This is a genomic window from Cellulosimicrobium protaetiae (assembly GCF_009708005.2).
In the GTDB taxonomy this organism is placed as follows: Bacteria; Actinomycetota; Actinomycetes; order Actinomycetales; family Cellulomonadaceae; genus Cellulosimicrobium; species Cellulosimicrobium protaetiae.
This window is the reverse complement of the sequence record NZ_CP052757.1, coordinates 2,924,109-2,945,397: the sequence shown is the minus strand read 5'-3', so window position 1 is coordinate 2,945,397 and position 21,289 is coordinate 2,924,109. Positions and strand designations below refer to the sequence as shown.

Below are 21,289 nucleotides of genomic sequence, written 5' to 3'. Positions count from 1 at the left end.
CGGAGCCCCGGGCGCGACCCGCGCGCCACCGACCCGGAGGGAGCCGGCATGAGCGAGCAGACACCGAAGAGCGAGGGGGGTCTCGGCGACCTCCTCGGCAAGGCGAAGGAGTTCCTCACCGACGAGCGGATCGACGACGTCGCGGAGAAGATCAAGTCGGTCGCGCCGGACTCGGTCGACCAGCACGTCGACACCGTGGCCGAGAAGGCCAAGGAGCACAACGACTGACCTGCGGGTCGGTACGATCGAGGGGCGCCGTCCACGACGGCGCCCTTCGTGCTGTCGGGCAGGTGCCCGCCGGCCGCAGGACCTCGACCGGGCGCGCGGTGCGCGCCACCCGCCAGCAGAACGGAGCACGGACGTGTCTGACGTCGTCTCGTCACCCCTCACCATCACCCTCGAGGCCGAGGAGACCACGGTGACGGCGGGCACGACGGGCACGGACCTGTTCGCCGCTCGTCGCGACGTCGTCGTGATCCGCGTCAACGGCGTCCTCAAGGACCTCGACACCCCGGTCGTCGACGGCGACGTCGTCGAGGGCGTGACCATCGACTCGCCCGACGGGCTCGCGGTGCTGCGGCACTCGGCCGCGCACGTCCTCGCCCAGGCCGTCCAGCAGGTCAACCCGGACGCGAAGCTCGGCATCGGCCCGCCCGTCACCGACGGGTTCTACTACGACTTCGACGTCGAGACGCCGTTCACGCCCGAGGACCTCAAGGCCCTCGACAAGGCGATGTCCCGGATCGTCCGGGAGGGCCAGACCTTCCGCCGCCGGGTCGTGACCGAGGACGAGGCGCGCGTCGAGCTCGCCCACGAGCCGTACAAGCTCGAGCTCGTCGGGCTCAAGGGCGGTGCGGCCGACGACACCGAGGGCGCGAGCGTCGAGGTCGGCGGCGGCGAGCTGACGATCTACGACAACGTGCGCGGCGCCGGGCGCGAGAGCGAGACCGTGGTCTGGAAGGACCTGTGCCGCGGCCCGCACCTGCCGAGCACGCGACTCATCGGCAACGGCTACCAGCTCATGCGCTCCGCGGCGGCGTACTGGCGGGGCAGCGAGAAGAACCCCCAGCTCCAGCGGATCTACGGCACGGCGTGGCCGACGAAGGACGAGCTCAAGGCGTACCTCGACCGTCTCGCGGAGGCGGAGCGCCGCGACCACCGGCGGCTCGGTGCCGAGATGGACCTCTTCTCGTTCCCGGAGGAGATCGGCTCGGGGCTGGCCGTGTTCCACCCCAAGGGCGCGATGGTCCGCATGGAGATGGAGGACTACTCGCGCAGGCGTCACGTCGAGGCGGGCTACTCGTTCGTCAACAGCCCCCACATCACCAAGGCGAAGCTCTTCCAGACGTCGGGTCACCTCGACTGGTACTCCGAGGGCATGTACCCCCCGATGCACCTCGACGAGGAGATCGACGACGAGGGCAACGTCAAGCGTGCGGGGCAGGACTACTACCTCAAGCCGATGAACTGCCCGATGCACAACCTCATCTTCGACGCGCGCGGCCGTTCGTACCGCGAGCTGCCGCTGCGCCTGTTCGAGTTCGGCACGGTGTACCGGTACGAGAAGTCGGGCGTCGTGCACGGGCTCACGCGCGCCCGCGGCTTCACCCAGGACGACGCGCACATCTACTGCACGCGCGAGCAGATGCGCGACGAGCTCACGTCGCTCCTGACGTTCGTGCTGGACCTGCTCAAGGACTACGGGCTCGACGACTTCTACCTGGAGCTCTCGACGCGCGACCCCGAGAAGTCGGTGGGTGACGACGCGACGTGGGAGGAGGCGACCCGCACGCTCGAGGAGGTCGCGACCGCGTCGGGCCTCGACCTGGTGCCCGACCCGGGCGGGGCGGCGTTCTACGGCCCGAAGATCTCGGTCCAGGCGAAGGACGCGATCGGGCGGACGTGGCAGATGTCGACGATCCAGCTCGACTTCAACCTCCCCGAGAAGTTCGACCTCCAGTACACGGCTGCGGACGGGACGCGCCAGCGCCCCGTGATGATCCACCGGGCGCTGTTCGGCTCGATCGAGCGCTTCTTCGCGGTGCTGCTCGAGCACTACGCGGGGGCGTTCCCGGCGTGGCTCGCGCCCGTCCAGGTGATCGCGGTCCCGGTCGCGGAGCCGTTCAACGACTACCTGGCGGACGTCGTCGCGCAGCTGCGCGCGCAGGGGATCCGCGCCGAGGTCGACTACTCCGACGACCGCTTCGGCAAGAAGATCCGCAACGCGAGCACGCAGAAGGTGCCGTTCGTCCTCATCGCGGGCGGCGAGGACGTCGAGGGCGGCGCCGTGTCGTTCCGGTACCGCGACGGGCGCCAGGAGAACGGCGTGCCCGTCGCCGAGGCGGTCGAGCGGATCGTCACGGCCGTCCGCGACCGCGTCCAGGTCTGACGCCGCGTGGGCGACGAGCGCACGGGGGCGCCCGGGGCGGCCGACGAGGCCGCCCCGGGCGCCGTACCCGACCCCGGCAGCGGGGCGACGGTCGAGCTCCCGGGCACGCACCCGCGGTTCGACGACGGCCTCGACCGGCTGTGGACGCCGCACCGCATGGTGTACATCGGCGGGCAGGACAAGCCGGCCGACGACTCGCGCGGCCAGTGCCCGTTCTGCCGCATCCCGGACCGCTCCGACGAGGACGGGCTGATCGTCGCGCGCGGCGCGACCGCGTACGTCGTGCTCAACCTCTACCCGTACAACCCGGGCCACCTCATGGTCGTGCCGTACCGCCACGTGTCCGACTACACGGACCTCACCGAGCCGGAGACCGTCGAGGTCGCGCACCTCACGCAGACCGCGATGCGTGTCGTGCGCGCGGTGTCCGCACCCGACGGGTTCAACCTCGGCATGAACCAGGGCGCGGTCGCGGGCGCGGGCATCGCCGCGCACCTGCACCAGCACGTCGTGCCGCGCTGGGCGGGCGACGCGAACTTCCTGCCGATCGTCGCGCAGACCAAGGCCGTGCCCGAGCTGCTGGGTGACACGCGCGCCCGGCTCGCCGCCGCGTGGCCGTCCGCCCGACCCGACGCCCCCGCGGAGGGAACCGCCTGATGTTCGGCCGCCTGCGCGCGCTCACGACGCGCCTGTTCACCCCGCTCGCCGCGCTCCTGCTCCGTCTTGGCGTGAGCCCCGACGCGGTGACGATCGCCGGGACGCTCGGGGTCGTCGTCGGCGCCCTGTGGCTCTTCCCGACGGGGCACCTCTTCGCCGGGGTGATGGTCGTCATGGTCTGCGCGTTCGCCGACGTGCTCGACGGGGTGATGGCGCGCCGCGCGGGCCGGTCCGGCCCGTGGGGCGCGTTCCTCGACTCGACGCTCGACCGCCTCGCGGACGCCGCGGTGTTCGTCGGCCTGACCCTGTGGTTCGTGCGAGCCGACGACCCGCGCCTGACGCCCGACCTCGCCGCGTGGGGGACCGGTGCCGCGCTCGCGTGCCTCGCGCTCGGCGCGGTCGTCCCCTACGCGCGTGCCCGCGCCGAGAGCGTCGGGATGACGGCGCAGGTCGGGATCGCGGAGCGCGCCGACCGGCTCGTCGCGGCGCTCGTCGCCGCGGGCATCGTCGGGCTGGGCGTCCCGCCCGTCGTGCTCGTCGTCGTCCTGGGGCTGCTCGCGCTCGCCAGCGCGGTCACGGTCGTGCAGCGCGTCGCGACCGTGCGTCGCCAGGCGGTCGCGCTCGCGGCGGCACCGCCGGAAGCGCGGGCCCCGCGCACCGAGGAGAAGGAGGACGGTCGCTGATGGCCCTCGACGCCGGCATGGCGTTCACGTTCGCCTGGCGCAACGCCCGCAAGGTCCCCGAGCCCGTGCTGCGCGGCCTGTTCGGCGCGATCGCCGACGTGACCTGGCTCCTGCGCGGCGGGGGAGTGCGCCAGCTGGAGCGGAACCTCGCGCGCGTGCGCCCGGGGCTCTCCCCGCGCGCGCTGCGCCGCCTCTCGCGCGCGGGCATGCGCTCCTACATGCGCTACTACCGGGAGGCGTTCACCTTGCCCGCGTGGACACCGGAGCGCGTGCGGGCCCGGGTGCGGGTCGTCGGCTACGACAACCTCACGGTGCACCTCGACGGCGACCGCAGCCCCGTGCTCGCCCTGTCCCACCAGGGAAACTGGGACCTCGCCGGCGCCTACGCGACACCGAACATCGCGCCCGTGCTCACCGTCGCGGAACGGCTGAAGCCGGACGAGCTCTTCGAGGAGTTCCTCGCGTTCCGGAACTCGATCGGGCTCGAGATCCTCGCGCTCGGCGACGGCGACGTGTTCCGCGACCTCGTGCGCGGCGCGAGCCGGCCGGGGAAGATCATCCCGCTGCTCGCCGACCGCGACCTCACCCACCGCGGCGTGGAGGTCGACCTCTTCGGGCACCGGGCGCGCGTCGCCGCCGGGCCCGCGGCGCTCGCGGTGAGCACCGGGACACCGCTCGTCCCGACCGGGATCTACTACGAGCGGCTGCGCGGTGCCCGACGACGGGCCGCCCGCTCCCCGTGGGGCCTCGTCATCCAGTTCTTCCCCCGGGTCGAGATCGACCCCGGCGTCCCGCGCGCCCAGCAGGTCGCGACGGCGACGCAAGCCTGGGTCGACGCCCTGAGCGTCGCGATCCGCGAGCACCCGGAGGACTGGCACATGCTCCAGAAGGTGTTCGTCGACGACCTCGACCCCGCGCGGTACGCCCGCACCCGTGCCGAGGCCGGGGAGGGCGACGCGCCGGCGCCGGACGACGCGGCACGCGACGCGGGGAGGACGGCATGACCCTGCGCGTGGGCATCGTGTGCCCCTACTCGTTCGACGCCCCCGGCGGCGTGCAGTTCCACATCCGCGACCTCGCCGAGGCGCTCATCGCCCAGGGCCACGAGGTCTCCGTGCTCGCGCCCGCCGACGACGACACCCCCGTCCCGGACTACCTCACGCCGGCCGGGGGCGCGGTCCCCGTCCGCTACAACGGCTCCGTCGCGCGCGTGACGTTCGGTCCGCGCACCGCGGGCCGCGTGCGGCGCTGGCTCGAGGCGGGCCGGTTCGACGTCCTGCACATCCACGAGCCGGTGAACCCGTCGCTGAGCATGGTCGCGCTGTGGATCGCGCAGGGGCCGATCGTCGGGACGTTCCACACCTCGCTCGTGCGCTCGCGCGCGCTGCAGGTCGCCTACCCGCTCGTCCGGCAGAGCCTGGAGAAGATCGACGCGCGCATCGCGGTGTCCGAGGACGCGCGGCGCACGCTCGTGGACCACCTGGGCGGTGACGCCGTCGTGATCCCCAACGGCGTGTACGTCGACACCTTCGCGTCCGCCACGCCGAGCCCCAGGTGGCAGGGCACGCCGGACGCGCCCACGATCGCCTTCCTCGGCCGGCTGGACGAGCCCCGCAAGGGCCTGCCGGTGCTCACCGCGGCGATCCCGGCGATCCTCGCGAAGGTCCCGGGGGCACGGTTCCTCGTCGCGGGCCGCGGCGACGACGGCCGCGAGGCCGCGATCGAGGCGCTGGGCGAGCACGCGGCCTCCGTCGAGTTCCTCGGCGGGGTGAGCGACGAGGACAAGGCGAGCATGCTCGCGTCCGTCGACCTGTACATCGCCCCGCAGACCGGGGGCGAGAGCTTCGGCATCGTGCTCGTCGAGGCGATGAGCGCGGGCGCGTGCGTCGTCGCGAGCGACCTCGGCGCGTTCCGCCGCGTGCTCGACGACGGCGCCGCGGGCGCGCTGTTCGCCGTGGGCGACCCGGACGCGCTCGCCGCCGCCGTGCTCGACGTGCTCGCCGACCCGCCGCGGCGCGACGCCTACCGCGCGCGGGCGAGCGAGTTCGTCCGGCGCTTCGACTGGTCCACCGTGACCGCGCAGGTGCTCGCCGTCTACGAGACCGTGCTGGCGGCGTCCGAGGCGGTCATCCCGGTCCACGAGGATCCGCGCTCGCGGCGCGGCGGGCGTCTGCTGGGCCGCGCACGTGACGACGAGGGGGCACGCCCGTGACCTGGTCCGAGACCACCGTCCTGGCCCTCGTGGCCGCCGCGGTCGTCGCCTGGGTCCTCTGGGTCGCTGCGTCCCGCCTCGACCGGCTGCACCGCAAGGTCATGGCCTCCCGGCTCGCGCTGGACGCGCAGCTCGTGCGCCGGGCGTCCGCCGCGGTCGACCTGGCGGCGTCCGGCGAGCTCGACCCGGCCAGCTCGGTGCTCCTGGCCGAGGCGGCGCACTCCGTCCTGGACGACGAGGACGACGCGCTCCGGCTCGCGGACCAGGTGCCGGGGCTGGTCGTGCCCAGGGACGCGCCGCCCCGGCGGCTCCTGGGAGGCATGGCCGAGTCGCGCGCCCTGGCGGAGAGCGACCTCACGGCGACGCTGCGCTCGGTGCTCGAGGACGCGGACGAGGTCGCCGAGCTCCGGTCCGCCCCGGCGGGCGACGAGCTCGTCGGCACCCTCGCCGCGGCGTGGTACCGGGCGCAGCTCGCCCGCCGGTTCCACAACGAGGCCGTCGCCCAGGCGCAGCGGGTGCGGCGCAAGTGGTGGGTGCGCCTGTTCCACCTCGCCGGGCACGCGCCGATGCCGGCGACGGTCGAGCTCGACGACGCCGCGCCCGACGGGCTCGCCCGGCCTGCCGCGTCGGCGACCGCACCGGACTGAGCGGGCCTGTCCGACCGTCGCACCGCGACGTCGAGGTGGCCGGGGGCCCCGGGAGGACGGACGTCCCGGCGATAGGATGGGAGCGCGTGGGAGCATGTGCCGTCGAGCCTGTTCGACGGCGTCCGCGCGCGAGCGCGCGACGTTCCCCTGACCTGAAGGTGTGAGGTACCGGTGACCAACGTGGCCGACCAGAACGTCCCTGCCGAGAGCGCTCCGAGCGCCGTGACCACGGAGGGCGCCGGCACCGTCGGCACCGCCAAGGTCAAGCGCGGGATGGCGGAGATGCTCAAGGGCGGCGTCATCATGGACGTCGTCACGCCCGAGCAGGCGAAGATCGCCGAGGACGCGGGCGCGGTCGCCGTCATGGCGCTCGAGCGCGTCCCCGCGGACATCCGCGCGCAGGGCGGCGTCTCGCGCATGTCGGACCCCGACATGATCGACGGGATCATCGAGGCGGTCTCCATCCCCGTGATGGCCAAGGCGCGCATCGGCCACTTCGTCGAGGCGCAGGTGCTCCAGTCGCTCGGCGTCGACTACGTCGACGAGTCCGAGGTGCTCACGCCCGCGGACTACGCCCACCACATCGACAAGTGGCAGTTCACCGTCCCGTTCGTGTGCGGCGCCACCAACCTCGGCGAGGCCCTGCGCCGGATCACCGAGGGCGCGGCGATGATCCGCTCGAAGGGTGAGGCCGGCACGGGCGACGTCTCCAACGCGACGACGCACATGCGCACCATCCGCGGGGAGATCCGCCGCCTCACCGCGCTGCCGGAGGACGAGCTCTTCGTGGCGGCCAAGGAGCTCCAGGCGCCGTACGAGCTCGTCAAGGAGGTCGCCGCCACGGGCAAGCTGCCCGTCGTCATGTTCACCGCGGGCGGCATCGCGACGCCGGCCGACGCGGCGATGATGATGCAGCTCGGAGCGGAGGGCGTGTTCGTCGGCTCCGGCATCTTCAAGTCGGGCAACCCCGAGCAGCGCGCCGCCGCGATCGTCAAGGCGACGACGTTCCACGACGACCCCGACGTGATCGCGAAGGTCTCGCGCGGTCTGGGCGAGGCGATGGTGGGCATCAACGTCGACGAGCCCGCGCGCTCGATCCAGTTCGCCGAGCGCGGCTGGTGACGGAGCGCTCCACGGGTCGGCCGTCCGTCGTCACCACGACGACGGACGCCTGACGCGCGCATGGCCGAGGCCGCCGGAGCGCCGTCGTCCCTGGGCCCCGACTGGGTGCTCGGGGACGACGGGCTCTACTTCCGCCGGGGCGCGCGCGTCCTGCTGCTCGACTCCGCCGACCGGATCCTCCTGGCTCGTGGGCACGACGTCGACCAGCCCGAGCGCTCGTGGTGGTTCACGATCGGCGGGGGCGTCGACCCGGGCGAGAGCGACCGTGACGCGGCGCTGCGCGAGGTCCGCGAGGAGACCGGGATCGTGCTCGACCCGGGCGTGCTCGTCGGGCCGGTCTACACGCGCAGCGCGATCTTCGACTTCTACCGCCAGCACTGCCGCCAGGACGAGGTGCTCTACCTCGCGCGGCTCGACGGCGCGGCCGGAGCAGGCGGCGAGCTGAGCCGCGAGGGGTGGACCGACGTCGAGCTGGACGTCGTCGACGAGATGCGCTGGTGGTCGCTCGACGACCTGCGCGAGGTCGAGATCGAGATCTTCCCCGAGGGCCTGCCCGACCTCGTCGCCCCGCTGCTCGGCGGGTGGGACGGCGTGACGCACCACCTCGGGATCGCCCGCGAGCACTGAGGCACGGTGTGCCGCCCGACGTCCCGCCACGGGTGCGAGGCGTCTCGCCGTGCGGTCACGGCCGGCGCGCGACGAGCCGCCACACGATCCCGCCGACGAGGAGCCCCAGGCCCAGCAGCGTCCCTCCGATCGCGACGAACCACAGCAGGATCGTGCCGCCGACCGTCGCGAAGAACTCGCCGAACCGCCAGCCCTCGGTGATGACGAACGTCGCCCCGGGCGAGGCGTCGCCCTGCGCCACGGACACCGTGCAGGTCTCGGCCGACGGCGACGACACCTCGGCGACGGTCGTCGCCTCGTACGACCCGAAGCCGGAGCTCCCCGAGACGGAAGGGTGGCGCACCTGGAGGTCGCCGTCCGGGCACGACACGGTGACGTCGTCGGCGTCGAAACCTTCCGCGCCGATCGGGACGACCGCCCACACGCTGTACGGCTCGCCGCCGACGAGCGCGATCTCCGCCTCCCCGGGGACGTCCCCCGAGGCGAGGGCCGCGGAACCGGGCTCGCCCGCGCCGTCGACCACGCCCGTGGGCAGCGCCCGCACGAAGGTCGTCACGCCGAGGACGCCCGCCACGAGGGCGACCACGAGCAGTGCCGCACCGACGACGACCAGGACCGTGGCCCCGCGCGTGCTGCGCGGCGGACGGGGCGGGACGCCGGGGTACGGACCCGGGTACCCGGACGGAGGCTGAGCGGGGTAGGGCGACGTCGGTCCGGTGCCGGGCGGAGTGGTCACGACGGCGAGGCTAGCAACCGTGCCACGGCCGGGCGCGTGCGTCGGCGCACGTATCATTCCCCCTCGTGACGATCACGATCGGTGTCCTGGCCCTGCAGGGCGACGTGCGCGAGCACCGTGCCGCGCTCGAGGCCGCCGGCGCCCGCACGGTCGGCGTCCGCCGTCCCGAGGAGCTGGCCGCGGTCGACGGGCTCGTGCTCCCCGGGGGCGAGTCGACGACCATCGACAAGCTCCTGCGCATCTTCGAGCTCGACGAGCCGCTGCGCGCCCGCATCGCCGACGGGCTGCCCGTCTACGGCTCGTGCGCGGGCATGATCCTGCTCGCCGACCGCATCCTCGGCGGCACGGCGGACCAGCGGACCATCGGCGGGCTCGACGTGACCGTGCGGCGCAACGCGTTCGGGCGGCAGGTCGACTCGTTCGAGACGGACCTCGCGTTCGCCGGTCTGGCCCCGCGGGAGGACGGCCCCGGCGGGGCTGGTGGGACGGACGCGGTGCACGCCGTGTTCATCCGCGCGCCGTGGGTCGAGGAGGTCGGGCCGGGCGTCGAGGTGCTCGCCCGCATCCCCGACCACGAGGCGCCCGGCATCCCCGCGGCCGCCGCCGGTAGGATCGTCGCAGTCCAGCAGGGATCGCTGCTCGCCACCTCGTTCCACCCGGAGATCTCCGGGGACGCGCGCGTGCACGAGCTGTTCGTCAGAATCGCGAAGGGGTAGGAACGCATGTCAGGGCACTCCAAGTGGGCCACGACCAAGCACAAGAAGGCGGCCATCGACGCCAAGCGCGGCAAGCTCTTCGCGAAGCTCATCAAGAACATCGAGGTCGCGGCGCGCACCGGCGGCGGTGACCCCGCGGGCAACCCGACGCTGTTCGACGCCATCCAGAAGGCGAAGAAGTCGTCGGTCCCGAACGACAACATCGACCGCGCCGTCAAGCGAGGCTCCGGCACGGGCGCCGACGCCGTCGACTACCAGACGATCATGTACGAGGGCTACGGCGCCAACGGCATCGCCGTCCTCGTCGAGTGCCTCACCGACAACAAGAACCGCGCGGCCTCCGAGGTGCGCCTCGCGTTCAGCCGCAACGGCGGCAACCTCGCCGACCCCGGCTCGGTGTCGTACCTCTTCTCGCGCAAGGGCCTCGTCGTCGTGCCGAAGGCCGACGGCGTGACCGAGGACGACGTCATGCTCGCCGCGCTCGAGGCGGGCGCCGAGGAGGTCACGGACCAGGGTGAGGTCATCGAGGTGCTGTGCGAGGCGAGCGACCTCGTCGCCGTGCGCACCGCGATCCAGGAGGCGGGTCTCGAGTACGACTCGGCCGACTCGATCTGGCACCCGTCCATGGAGGTCGAGGTCGACGCCGACGGGGCGCGCAAGATCCTGCGCCTCATCGACGCTCTCGAGGACAGCGACGACGTGCAGAACGTCTACGCGAACTTCGACGCGTCGGACGAGGTCATGGCGGAGCTCGAGAACGACGACTGACCGCGGGTGTCGCCCGAGGTGACCGAACTGGTCGCCCTGGGTGGCGGGGCGGGTGAGGTGCGCGCGGTCTACCATCCGCGGCGCTCGTTCCTCGCGCCGCTCCCGCCAGGCCCGCCACGACCGCGCGCACCTCACCCGCCCCGCCGGTGTCGGCTCGCCTTGGTCTGCGGCCCGCGAGGCGGAGGGGTTCCGTCGTCGGCTCGTGGGAGGGTACTGGGGTGCGCGTTCTCGGTGTGGATCCTGGGCTGACCCGGTGCGGTGTCGGGGTGGTGGACTCCGCGCGGGGGCGGCGGGCCGAGCTCGTCGCCGTGGGCGTGATCCGGACGGACCCGGATCTCAGCGTGGACCTGCGGCTCCTGCGGATCTCCGAGCGGCTGGACGCGTGGTTCGACGAGCACGTGCCGGACGTCGTCGCGGTGGAGCGCGTGTTCGCGCAGCACAACGTCGGGACCGTGATGGGCACGGCCCAGGCCGCGGGTCTGGCGATGGTCGGCGCGGCGCGCCGGGGCGTCCCGGTCGCGCTGCACACGCCGTCGGAGGTCAAGGCCGCGGTCACCGGGAGCGGGCGCGCGGGCAAGGAGCAGGTGCAGCGCATGGTCGCCGGCATCCTGGGGCTCGCGGAGCCGCCGAAGCCCGCGGACGCGGCCGACGCGCTCGCGCTCGCGATCTGCCACCTGTGGCGACCTGCGGGTGCGCTCCAGGGCGGCGAGCGGCACGAGCTGACGCCCGCGCAGCGCGCCTGGGCGGCCGCCGAGCACGCGGCGAAGGGGCGCCGCGCGCCACGCTAGCGGTGACCGTGCCGTCAGCCCCTGCGGGTGGCCCGTGTCGGTCGGTCGGCGGGTGGGCGGCCCTTGCTAGAGTGACCGCGGTCGTACGGGTGTTCGACGCGCACCTCGGCGCGCGGCCCCACGGCGGTCCTCGGGGCCGCGGACCATCGGACCAGGTCGGCGCTGCCGGCCGGGAGAGGAGCCTGCGTGATCGCGTCCCTGAGCGGTGTCGTGGCGAGCGTCCAGCTCGACCGCGCCGTGCTCGAGGTCGGGGGAGTGGGCTATCTCGTCCACGCCACGCCCGCCACGCTCGCCGGCCTGCGCGTCGGGGAGACGGCTCGCCTCGCGACGAGCCTCGTCGTGCGCGAGGACTCGTTCACGCTCTACGGGTTCGCCGACGACGACGAGTGCGCCGTCTTCGAGACCGTCCAGACCGTGAGCGGCGTGGGTCCGCGCCTCGCGCTCGCGATGCTCGCCGTGCACACGCCGGACGCCCTGCGCCGCGCCGTGGGAGGTGGCGACATCGCCGCTCTCGTGCGCGTGCCCGGCATCGGGAACAAGGGTGCGCAGCGCATCGCGCTGGAGCTGGGCGACAAGCTCGGGCCGCCCACGGGCGCCGACGCCCCCGCGGCCGGCGAGCCCGCCGCCGGGACCGGTCCGCACCGGGTCGACGACCGCCGGGACCAGGTGGTCGAGGCGCTCGTCGGGCTCGGCTGGAACCTCAAGGCCGCGGACGACGCGGTCTCCACCGTGCTCGCTGAGGCGGGCGTCGACGTCGTCGAGGCTCCTGACGTGGCCGGTGCGCTGCGCGCGGCGCTGCGCGTCCTCGGCGGACCGAGGGGCTGACCGTGGCGAACTTCGACCAGGTGGGCGTCGACGGCTTCGGCGGTGACGGGACGTTCTCGTCCGAGCGGATCGTCGCCGCGGGCGCGGACGACCTGGAACGCGCGGCCGAGGCGGCGCTGCGACCCCGACGGCTCGAGGAGTTCGTCGGTCAGGCCGTCGTGCGCGACCAGCTCTCGCTCGTGCTCCAGGCCGCGCTGGCTCGCGGGAGCGCGCCGGACCACGTGCTCCTGTCCGGGCCCCCGGGGCTCGGCAAGACGACGCTCGCCATGATCATCGCCGCGGAGCTGGGGACGTCGCTGCGCGTGACGTCCGGCCCGGCCATCCAGCACGCGGGCGACCTGGCCGCCGTGCTCTCCTCGCTCGAGGAGGGCGAGGTGCTCTTCATCGACGAGATCCACCGCCTCGCGCGCCCCGCCGAGGAGCTGCTCTACATGGCGATGGAGGACTTCCGGGTCGACGTCGTCGTGGGCAAGGGCGCCGGCGCGAGCGCGATCCCGCTCTCGCTGCCCCCCTTCACCGCGGTCGGCGCCACGACGCGCGCGGGACTGCTGCCCGCGCCGCTGCGTGACCGGTTCGGCTTCACCGGGCACCTCGACTTCTACTCGAGCGACGAGCTCGAGCGCGTGCTCACGCGGTCCGCCGGACTGCTCGGCGTCGCCCTCGACCCGGACGCCGCGCGCGAGATCGCCGGGCGCTCGCGCGGCACGCCCCGCATCGCCAACCGGCTCCTGCGCCGCGTCCGCGACTGGGCGCAGGTCCGCGGCGACGGCAGCATGGACCTCGCCGCCGCGCGTGCCGCGCTCGAGGTCTACGAGGTGGACCCCATCGGCCTCGACCGGCTCGACCGCGCCGTCCTCACCGCGCTGTGCACGCGCTTCAACGGTGGCCCCGTCGGCCTGACGACGCTCGCCGTGACGGTCGGGGAGGAGGCGGAGACCGTCGAGACGGTCGCCGAGCCGTACCTCGTGCGCGAGGGGCTGATCGGGCGGACCCCCCGGGGTCGGGTCGCGACGCCGGCCGCGTGGGCCCACCTGGGGCTCACCCCGCCGCGGGAGGGCGGCACGCTGTTCGACGCCTGAGGGCGAGCCTGGACGCGACCTGCCGGCGGCCGAGTCCGGTGGGCTCTCGGGGTCCCCGTGACGGCGGTCACAGGCGCTCCGCGCGTGGTCCTAGAATGGTGGGGACCCGAGCGGGCGGAACTCCGCGGCGAGACGGCTCGTTGGTGAACCGTGCGCGCACGCCTAGACTGCGCGCAGATCCCGCACAGAACAGGACACGAGACTCCGTCATGGATATCAGCTTCATCCTCATCCTCGCCCTCGCGGCGGGTGCGATGTTCCTCATGACCAGCCGCACCCGCAAGCAGCAGCGCGAGGCCCAGAGCTTCCGGGCGAACCTCGCCCCCGGGCAGGAGGTGATGACGGGCTCGGGCATGTTCGGCACGATCGTCGACGTCGACGAGGAAGCCGACGTCATCACGATCGAGTCCACGCCGGGCAACCAGTCCCGGTGGCTGCGCGCCGCCGTCGCCAAGCTCGTCGAGCCCCCGGTCGAGGCCGAGGAGACGGACGAGGCGTCGGAGGAGGACACCGAGTACGGCAGCGCGGACCCGGGCACCAGCACCTCGAAGGGGGACGTCGACGACCTCGTCGTCCCCGACGACCTGTCCGGTCTGACCGACGACGGGTCGGAGAAGGACCGCGGGCGCCGGGACGACGGCACCGACACCAAGTGACCCCGAGCCGGTCGCTGCCGCGACCGGTCTGACGCGGTGGGCCGCGAGGCCCACCGCACACGCACGAGAAGAGACGGACAGTTGGCCACCAGCAGCACACGAGCGAGGCCCGTACGGACCCTCGTCACCCTGGGAATCCTCATCGTCGTCCTCTTCGGGTCCCTCTTCGCGGGCACGAAGCTCGACCCGAAGTCTGACGAGAATCCGGGCGGGGCGAGCCTCACCCCGGGCCTCGCGCTCGACCTCGAGGGTGGCACGCAGATCATCCTGCAGCCTGTGACCACCGACGGCTCGCAGCCGACGGACGAGGACATCAACCAGGCGATCAACGTCATCCGCCAGCGCATCGACGCGCAGGGCGTCTCCGAGGCCGAGATCACGAGCCAGGGCCAGAACAACATCGTCGTCGGCATCCCGGGCGAGCCCTCGCAGGAGACGATCGACCTGGTGAGCCGGTCCGCGCAGATGCGGTTCCGCCCCGTCCTCGCCGTCGGCGCGCCGACGCCCGTCGCGACGGACGAGGCCGCCACGGGCGAGGACGCCGCCACCGGTGACGGGACCACGACCGACGGCGCCGAGGAGTCCGCGGACGCCCCGGCCGACGCGGCGACGGACGGCTCGACCGAGGCCCCCGCCGAGGACGCGGCGACGGACGGCTCGACGGAGGCTCCGGCCGACGACGCGACGTCCGAGACCGAGACGACGCGGCCCGAGAACCCGAGCGACCTGGCCCAGATCACCCCCGAGATCCAGGAGCAGTTCGACGCCCTCGACTGCACGCTCCCGGAGAACCTCGTGGGCGGCGACAGCGGCCCGACCGACAGCGCGTTCGTCGCGTGCTCGGACGACGGTCTCGCCAAGTACGTCCTCGGCCCGGTCGAGATCGAGGGCACGGACATCTCGAACGCCAGCTCGGGCCTGCGAGTCGGGCAGAACGGCGTGGTCACGAACGAGTGGGTCGTCAACATCGAGTTCGACTCCGAGGGCACGCAGGCGTTCCGCGAGGTCACGACGCGCCTCACGTCGCTGCCGTCGCCGCAGAACCAGTTCGCGATGGTGCTCGACGGTCTCGTGATCTCCGCGCCGGTGTCTCAGGTCGCGATCCCCGACGGCAAGGCGGAGATCTCGGGCAGCTTCACGCGCGACACCGCCGCGACGCTCGCGAACCAGCTCAACTTCGGCTCCCTCCCGCTGACGTTCGAGGTGCAGAGCCAGGAGCAGATCTCGGCGACGCTCGGGTCCGAGCAGCTCGAGAAGGGTCTGCTCGCGGGCGCGATCGGCATGCTGCTCGTGGTGATCTACTCCCTCTTCCAGTACCGCACGCTCGGTCTCGTGACCGTCGCGTCGCTCGGCGTCGCCGCGATCATCACCTACGGGGTGATCTCGCTGCTGTCGTGGACGATCGGGTACCGGCTGTCGCTCGCGGGCGTCGCCGGCCTCATCGTGGCCATCGGTATCACCGCGGACTCGTTCATCGTGTACTTCGAGCGCATCCGTGACGAGCTGCGTGACGGCCGCACCCTGAACTCGGCCGTGGAGAAGGGCTGGCAGCGTGCCCGCCGCACGATCCTGGCCTCGGACGCGGTGAACTTCGTCGCGGCGATCGTCCTGTACTACCTCGCGGTCGGTGGCGTGCGCGGCTTCGCGTTCACGCTCGGCCTCACGACGCTCGTCGACCTCGTCGTCGTGTTCCTCTTCACCCACCCGCTCCTGCAGCTCCTCGCGAGGACGAAGTTCTTCGCGAACGGGCACCCGGCGTCCGGGCTCGACCCGCGTCGCCTGGGCGTCCGCAGCGCGCGGTACGCGGGCCGCGGTCGCGTGGTCACGGCCGAGTCGTCGAGCGAGGCCGTGGAGCCCGCTGACGTGACCGGTGACGACAGCGCGCCGGCGCACGAGCGCCCGGCGCCCGTCCGGGAGACGGTCGGCGCCGGCGTCGGCCGCGGCGACGGGCAGCGCATGACCATCGCCGAGCGTCGTGCGGCAGAGCGTCGCGCGGCCGGCTCCGGCACCGCCGACGCGGGGGCGTCCGACGCCCCGGCGTCGGACGACGAGAACGAGGAGAAGCACTGATGGCCAGCGGTTTCGCCCAGTGGGGCAACGACCTGTACACGGGCCGCCGGTCCTACGCGATCGTCGCGAAGCGGCGCGCGTACTTCCTGGTCGCCGTCGTCCTCGTCGTCCTGTCGCTCGGGGTCATCGGTGTCCGCGTCGCGGGCGACGGGCTCAACCTCGGGATCGAGTTCCGGGGCGGCTCGGAGTTCACCGTCTCGGGCGTCAGCGACACGGAGCAGCAACCCGCGCTCGACGCGGTCGCAGCGGTAGCCCCGGAGGAGGCCCCGCGCGTCACGTCTGTGGGGGCGTCCACGGTCCGGGTCCAGACGGCCGAGCTCAGCAACGACCAGGTCGAGCAGGTGCGGACCGAGCTCGCCGACGCCTACGGGGTCTCCGCCGGTGAGGTGACGAGCTCGTTCATCGGCCCGACCTGGGGCAAGGACGTCTCCCAGAAGGCCGTCGTGGGCCTCGTCGTCTTCCTGCTCCTCGTGAGCCTCGTCATGACGGTCTACTTCCGCAACTGGCGCATGGCGCTCGCCGCGGTGATCGCGCTCTTCCACGACCTCGTCGTCACCGTCGGCATCTACGCCCTCATCGGCTGGGAGATCACGCCGGCGACGGTGATCGGTCTGCTGACGATCCTCGCGTACTCGATCTACGACACCGTCGTGGTCTTCGACAAGGTGCGCGAGAACACCGTCGGCGTGCTCGACCAGACGCGGAGCACGTACGCCGAGCGTGCGAACCTCGCGATCAACCAGACGCTGGTGCGCTCGATCAACACGTCGGTCGTCGCGCTGCTGCCGGTCGCGGGCATCCTCTTCATCGGGGCCTTCCTCCTCGGTGCGGGAACGCTGCGCGACATCGCCCTCGCGCTGTTCGTCGGCATGGGCGTGGGCGCGTACTCGTCGGTGTTCCTCGCGACACCGCTCGAGGTCACGCTGCGCGAGCGGGAGAAGCCCATCCAGGAGCACACGGCGAAGGTGCTCGCGCTGCGCGCGGAGAAGCTCGAGTCCGCGGGTGACGACGAGGACGCCGAGCTCGCCGCCGCGGGCGTCGCGGGCCACCGTCAGCTCCAGCCGGGCGGGCACCTGGGCAACAAGGCGCAGCCGCGCCGCCGTCGCCCGCGATGAGCGACGCGCTCCAACCGCCGACCGGCGAGGCGGACGGCCTGCGGGCCGTCGGCCTCGCCGGTCTCGGCGCGCAGCGGGCCGCGCGCGTGCTCGAGCTCGTCCGCGCCGTGCCCGACTACCCCGGGCCCGGCATCACGTTCCGCGACATCACCGGGCTCCTCGCCGACGGCGAGGCGTTCGGGCACGTCGTCGAGGCGCTCGGGGACGCGGCGCGCGCCGCGGGCGGCATCGACCTCGTCGCCGGCATGGAGGCGCGCGGGTTCCTCATCGGCGCGCCCCTCGCGACGCACCTGGGCGTCGGCTTCGTGCCGCTGCGCAAGGCGGGCAAGCTGCCGCCGCCCACCGACACCGTGACGTACGACCTCGAGTACGGCACCGCGACGATCGAGCTGCGGTCGGGAACACTGCCGCCCGGTGCGCGTGTTCTCGTGGTGGACGACGTGCTCGCGACCGGGGGCACGGCGGCCGCGGGTGCCGAGCTCGTCGAGCGCGGGGGAGGTGTGGTCGTCGGCCTCGCGTTCCTCCTGGAGCTCGAGGGCCTGGGTGGTCGCGAGCGGCTCGCGGGCCGTGACGTGGCCACGTTGGTCCACGTCGAGTCGTAGGATTGCCACTCCGGTCGTCTCGGCTGGTCGTCGACACCGTGTCGTCGATCGCCGGCCTACGGAAGGAGGCGCGCATGAGCGAGAACACCCGGACGTCGCGCGCCCCGGAGAAGGCGGGCGCGCAGCCGACCCCCGGGCAGGGTGGTTCCGGTGGGCGCGGGGTGCGGTCGCGCCTCGTGCGCTTCGGTGCCCGGCCCAACGCCGGGAGCCCGGCGCTCGAGCCCGTGCTCCAGGCCGTCCGCACCAACCACCCCCGGACCGACCTGACGGTCATCGAGCGCGCCTACGAGACGGCGGAGCGTGCGCACCGTGGGCAGCTGCGCAAGAGCGGCGACCCGTACATCACGCACCCCGTCGCCGTCGCGACGATCCTCGCCGAGCTGGGTTTCGACGGGTCGACGCTCGCCGCCGCGCTGCTGCACGACACGGTCGAGGACACCGACTACTCGCTCGCACAGCTCACGCAGGAGTACGGCGAGGAGATCGCCATGCTCGTCGACGGCGTGACCAAGCTCGACAAGGTGACGTACGGGGACGCGGCGCAGGCCGAGACGGTGCGCAAGATGGTCGTCGCCATGGCGCGCGACATCCGCGTGCTGGTCATCAAGCTCGCCGACCGGCTGCACAACGCGCGCACCTGGAAGTACGTGTCGTCGTCGTCGGCCGGCCGCAAGGCGCGCGAGACGCTCGAGATCTACGCGCCGCTCGCGCACCGCCTCGGCATGAACACCATCAAGTGGGAGCTCGAGGACCTGTCCTTCCAGGCCCTCTACCCCAAGGTGTACGACGAGATCGTGCACCTCGTGGCTGAGCGAGCCCCCGCGCGCGAGGAGTACCTCGCGGTCGTGCGCGAGCAGGTCACGGCGGACCTGCGCAGCGCCAAGATCAAGGCGACCGTCACGGGACGGCCCAAGCACTACTACTCGATCTACCAGAAGATGATCGTGCGCGGTCACGACTTCGCGGAGATCTACGACCTCGTCGGTGCGCGTGTCCTCGTGGACACCGTCCGGGACTGCTACGCGGCGCTCGGTGCGCTGCACGCGCGGTGGAACCCCGTGCCCGGGCGGTTCAAGGACTACATCGCGATGCCGAAGTTCAACATGTACCAGTCGCTGCACACGACGGTCATCGGCCCCGGCGGCAAGCCGGTCGAGATCCAGATCCGCACGCACGAGATGCACCGGCGCGCGGAGTACGGCGTCGCGGCGCACTGGAAGTACAAGGAGACGGCCAAGTCCGGCGGCAAGACCACGAAGGACGACACCGCCGCGAACGACATGCGCTGGCTGCGCCAGCTCGTCGACTGGCAGCGAGAGACGGCGGACCCTGCGGAGTTCCTCGACTCGCTGCGGTTCGAGATCGGCGGCGCGGAGGTCTACGTCTTCACGCCCAAGGGCGACGTCATGGCGCTGCCCGCCGGCTCGACCCCGGTCGACTTCGCCTACGCCGTGCACACCGAGGTCGGGCACCGGACCATGGGCGCGCGCGTCAACGGCCGCCTCGTGCCGCTCGACTCGACGCTCGAGAACGGCGACTCTGTCGACGTCCTCACCTCGAAGTCCGAGAACGCGGGACCGAGCCGCGACTGGCTCGCGTTCGTCAAGAGCCCCCGCGCGCGCAACAAGATCCGGCAGTGGTTCTCCAAGGAGCGGCGCGAGGAGGCCGTGGAGCACGGCAAGGACGCGATCGCGAAGGCGATGCGCAAGCAGAACCTGCCGATCCAGCGCCTCCTGTCGCACGAGTCGCTCGTCGCGCTCGCCAACGAGCTCCGCTTCGCCGACGTCACGGCCCTGTACGCCGCGATCGGCGAGGGCCAGGTGTCGGCGGCGAACGTCGTCTCCAAGCTCGTCCAGGCGATGGGCGGCGAGGAGGGGACGGTCGAGGACGTCGCGGAGACCGCGCGCCCCGGGCACACCGCGCGCCGCGTGCGCACGGGCGACCCGGGCGTCATGGTCAAGGGCGTCGACGACATCTGGGTCAAGCTCGCCAAGTGCTGCACCCCCGTCCCCGGCGACGAGATCATCGGCTTCATCACGCGCGGCCAGGGCGTGAGCGTGCACCGCGCGGACTGCGGCAACGTCGTCGGGCTGCGCAACCAGCCCGAGCGCATCGTGGACGTCTCGTGGACCACGGGCAGCAACGCGATGTTCCTCGTCCAGATCCAGGTCGAGGCGCTCGACCGGGCGCGCCTGCTGTCCGACGTCACGCGCGTGCTGTCGGACAACCACGTGAACATCCTCTCGGCCACCGTGTCGACGTCGAACGACCGCGTGGCCATGTCCCGGTTCGTCTTCGAGATGGCGGAGCCCGGTCACCTCGCGCAGGTCCTCACCGCGGTCCGCAAGGTCGACGGCGTGTTCGACGTCTACCGGATCACCGGCACGAAGGCCGCCGAGGCCACACAGCTCCCGGCCTGAGCACGCCCGCGGCGGGCAGGACCCGTCGCGTCGTCGCGCCGTCCCGCGCGGCCGGTGGCAGCATCGGCACATGGACCTGCCCGTGATGCCTCCCGTGCTGCCCATGCTCGCGAAGTCCGTCCCGGCGGTGCCCGAGCCCGACGCCGTGGACGGCGGGTACGTCTACGAGCCGAAGTGGGACGGGTTCCGCGCGATCGTGTACCGCGACGGCGACGAGGTGCGGCTCGACAGCCGCAACGCACGACCGATGGAGCGGTACTTTCCGGAGGTCGTCGAGGCAGTGCGCGCGGTGCTCCCACCGCGCTGCGTGGTCGACGGCGAGATCGTCGTCGCCCAGGAGGGGCGGCTCGAGTTCGAGGTCTTGCAGCAGCGCATCCACCCGGCCGCCTCGCGCGTGCGCCTGCTCGCCGAGCAGACGCCCGCCGCGCTGGTCGTGTTCGACGTGCTCGCCCTCGGTGACGCCGACCTCACCGGTCAGCCGCTCGCGCGGCGGCACGAGGTCCTCGACTCGCTCGGCCTCGACGGTCCGGACGTGCACGCGACGCCACGCACCCGCGACGTCGCCGTCGCGCGCGACTGGTTCGACACGTTCGAGGGGGCGGGGCTGGACGGCGTGGTCGCGAAGCCGCTCGACGGGACCTACCAGCCGAACAAGCGCGCGATGCTCAAGATCAAGCACGGGCGCGAGGCGGACGTCGTCCTCGCCGGCTACCGCCTGCACAAGACGTCGACGCCCACGAAGCCGCTGCTCGGCTCGCTCCTCCTCGGGCTGTACGACGACACCGGGCAGCTCCAGTTCGTCGGTGTCGCCGCGTCGTTCCCCGCGGCGCGCCGTGCCGCCCTCGTCGCGGAGCTCGCGCCGCTGGTCGTGGAGCCGGGTACGCCGGAGGCCGACGCGCACCCGTGGGCCGGGTGGGAGAACCCGGCGGGCGAGCGCATGCCCGGCGCCGTGTCGCGGTGGAGCTCCGGCAAGGACCTGTCGTTCACGCCGTTGCGCGTCGAGCGCGTGCTCGAGGTCGCCTACGACCACATGGAGGGGACCCGGTTCCGGCACACGGCGCAGTTCCGCCGCTGGCGCGACGACCGCGACCCCGCCTCGTGCACGTACGACCAGCTCGAGGAGCCGGTGCGCTACGACCTGACGGGCATCCTCCCGGGCGCCCCCGGGACGAGGTAG

General features: G+C 73.0%; 21 protein-coding genes. 20 read left to right on the top strand and 1 reads right to left on the bottom strand.

All coding sequences use genetic code 11. The features are described 5' to 3' along the window. Positions 1 to 48: 48 nt before the first annotated feature. From FIC82_RS12535 to FIC82_RS12495, 9 genes are all read left to right on the top strand, one after another. On the top strand, positions 49 to 228 hold the full coding sequence (locus FIC82_RS12535; RefSeq protein WP_154798772.1) for a hypothetical protein: 180 nt from the start codon (positions 49 to 51) through the stop codon (positions 226 to 228). Between the two features lie 133 nt (positions 229 to 361). Further along, positions 362 to 2,389, top strand: coding sequence for a threonine--tRNA ligase (gene thrS / locus FIC82_RS12530; protein ID WP_171445708.1), 2,028 nt, complete (start codon positions 362 to 364; stop codon positions 2,387 to 2,389). Between the two features lie 6 nt (positions 2,390 to 2,395). Continuing rightward, positions 2,396 to 3,046, top strand: coding sequence for an HIT family protein (locus FIC82_RS12525; protein WP_418884320.1), 651 nt, complete (start codon positions 2,396 to 2,398; stop codon positions 3,044 to 3,046). After that, positions 3,046 to 3,729: a phosphatidylinositol phosphate synthase gene (gene pgsA, locus FIC82_RS12520; RefSeq protein ID WP_154798770.1), complete on the top strand. Its 684-nt coding sequence runs from the start codon at positions 3,046 to 3,048 to the stop codon at positions 3,727 to 3,729. Before FIC82_RS12525 ends, pgsA begins: the two co-directional genes overlap by 1 nt. Continuing rightward, on the top strand, positions 3,729 to 4,733 hold the full coding sequence (locus FIC82_RS12515; RefSeq protein ID WP_154798769.1) for a phosphatidylinositol mannoside acyltransferase: 1,005 nt from the start codon (positions 3,729 to 3,731) through the stop codon (positions 4,731 to 4,733). Before pgsA ends, FIC82_RS12515 begins: the two co-directional genes overlap by 1 nt. A gap of 2 nt (positions 4,734 to 4,735) precedes the next feature. Further along, positions 4,736 to 5,941 (top strand): glycosyltransferase family 4 protein, encoded by a 1,206-nt coding sequence (locus FIC82_RS12510; protein WP_168732279.1) that lies wholly within the window; start codon positions 4,736 to 4,738, stop codon positions 5,939 to 5,941. Further along, positions 5,938 to 6,588 (top strand): hypothetical protein, encoded by a 651-nt coding sequence (locus tag FIC82_RS12505; RefSeq protein ID WP_168731816.1) that lies wholly within the window; start codon positions 5,938 to 5,940, stop codon positions 6,586 to 6,588. The genes FIC82_RS12510 and FIC82_RS12505 overlap by 4 nt, the downstream gene beginning before the upstream one ends. Positions 6,589 to 6,810: 222 nt before the next feature. Continuing rightward, the gene (gene pdxS, locus FIC82_RS12500) at positions 6,811 to 7,710 is read left to right on the top strand and encodes a pyridoxal 5'-phosphate synthase lyase subunit PdxS (RefSeq protein ID WP_168732278.1); all 900 of its coding nucleotides are present in this window, start codon (positions 6,811 to 6,813) and stop codon (positions 7,708 to 7,710) included. Positions 7,711 to 7,770: 60 nt separating this feature from the next. Then, positions 7,771 to 8,337, top strand: a complete 567-nt coding sequence (locus FIC82_RS12495) for an NUDIX hydrolase (protein ID WP_154798767.1) — start codon at positions 7,771 to 7,773, stop codon at positions 8,335 to 8,337. A 55-nt stretch (positions 8,338 to 8,392) separates the two neighbouring features. Here FIC82_RS12495 and FIC82_RS12490 read toward each other — a convergent pair whose 3' ends face one another. Then, complete coding sequence (locus FIC82_RS12490) at positions 8,393 to 9,073, bottom strand: hypothetical protein (protein WP_154798766.1); 681 nt, start codon at positions 9,071 to 9,073, stop codon at positions 8,393 to 8,395. A gap of 65 nt (positions 9,074 to 9,138) precedes the next feature. On the opposite strand from FIC82_RS12490, the gene pdxT reads away from it, so the two are divergent. The 11 genes from pdxT to FIC82_RS12435 all read left to right on the top strand — a co-directional run bounded on the left by pdxT (position 9,139) and on the right by FIC82_RS12435 (position 21,289). After that, complete coding sequence (pdxT, locus tag FIC82_RS12485; protein ID WP_168731815.1) at positions 9,139 to 9,789, top strand: pyridoxal 5'-phosphate synthase glutaminase subunit PdxT; 651 nt, start codon at positions 9,139 to 9,141, stop codon at positions 9,787 to 9,789. A 6-nt stretch (positions 9,790 to 9,795) separates the two neighbouring features. Next, positions 9,796 to 10,557 (top strand): YebC/PmpR family DNA-binding transcriptional regulator, encoded by a 762-nt coding sequence (locus FIC82_RS12480; protein ID WP_154798765.1) that lies wholly within the window; start codon positions 9,796 to 9,798, stop codon positions 10,555 to 10,557. A gap of 218 nt (positions 10,558 to 10,775) precedes the next feature. After that, positions 10,776 to 11,345 (top strand): crossover junction endodeoxyribonuclease RuvC, encoded by a 570-nt coding sequence (ruvC, locus tag FIC82_RS12475; protein ID WP_168731814.1) that lies wholly within the window; start codon positions 10,776 to 10,778, stop codon positions 11,343 to 11,345. A gap of 186 nt (positions 11,346 to 11,531) precedes the next feature. Further along, positions 11,532 to 12,170, top strand: a complete 639-nt coding sequence (gene ruvA / locus FIC82_RS12470; RefSeq protein WP_168731813.1) for a Holliday junction branch migration protein RuvA — start codon at positions 11,532 to 11,534, stop codon at positions 12,168 to 12,170. A gap of 68 nt (positions 12,171 to 12,238) precedes the next feature. Then, positions 12,239 to 13,249, top strand: a complete 1,011-nt coding sequence (gene ruvB / locus FIC82_RS12465; RefSeq protein WP_418884359.1) for a Holliday junction branch migration DNA helicase RuvB — start codon at positions 12,239 to 12,241, stop codon at positions 13,247 to 13,249. A 209-nt stretch (positions 13,250 to 13,458) separates the two neighbouring features. Next, the gene (yajC, locus tag FIC82_RS12460; protein ID WP_154798762.1) at positions 13,459 to 13,905 is read left to right on the top strand and encodes a preprotein translocase subunit YajC; all 447 of its coding nucleotides are present in this window, start codon (positions 13,459 to 13,461) and stop codon (positions 13,903 to 13,905) included. A gap of 81 nt (positions 13,906 to 13,986) precedes the next feature. Further along, on the top strand, positions 13,987 to 15,975 hold the full coding sequence (gene secD / locus FIC82_RS12455) for a protein translocase subunit SecD (RefSeq protein WP_154798761.1): 1,989 nt from the start codon (positions 13,987 to 13,989) through the stop codon (positions 15,973 to 15,975). Continuing rightward, complete coding sequence (gene secF / locus FIC82_RS12450) at positions 15,975 to 17,090, top strand: protein translocase subunit SecF (protein ID WP_154798760.1); 1,116 nt, start codon at positions 15,975 to 15,977, stop codon at positions 17,088 to 17,090. Before secD ends, secF begins: the two co-directional genes overlap by 1 nt. Further along, positions 17,087 to 17,692 carry an adenine phosphoribosyltransferase gene (locus tag FIC82_RS12445; protein ID WP_154798759.1) on the top strand — a complete coding sequence of 202 codons (606 nt, stop codon included), beginning with the start codon at positions 17,087 to 17,089 and terminating at the stop codon, positions 17,690 to 17,692. Before secF ends, FIC82_RS12445 begins: the two co-directional genes overlap by 4 nt. A gap of 74 nt (positions 17,693 to 17,766) precedes the next feature. Then, entirely contained in the window at positions 17,767 to 20,112 is a 2,346-nt protein-coding gene (locus FIC82_RS12440) for a RelA/SpoT family protein (protein WP_154798758.1), read from the top strand. Between the two features lie 70 nt (positions 20,113 to 20,182). Continuing rightward, positions 20,183 to 21,289 (top strand): ATP-dependent DNA ligase, encoded by a 1,107-nt coding sequence (locus FIC82_RS12435; protein ID WP_154798757.1) that lies wholly within the window; start codon positions 20,183 to 20,185, stop codon positions 21,287 to 21,289.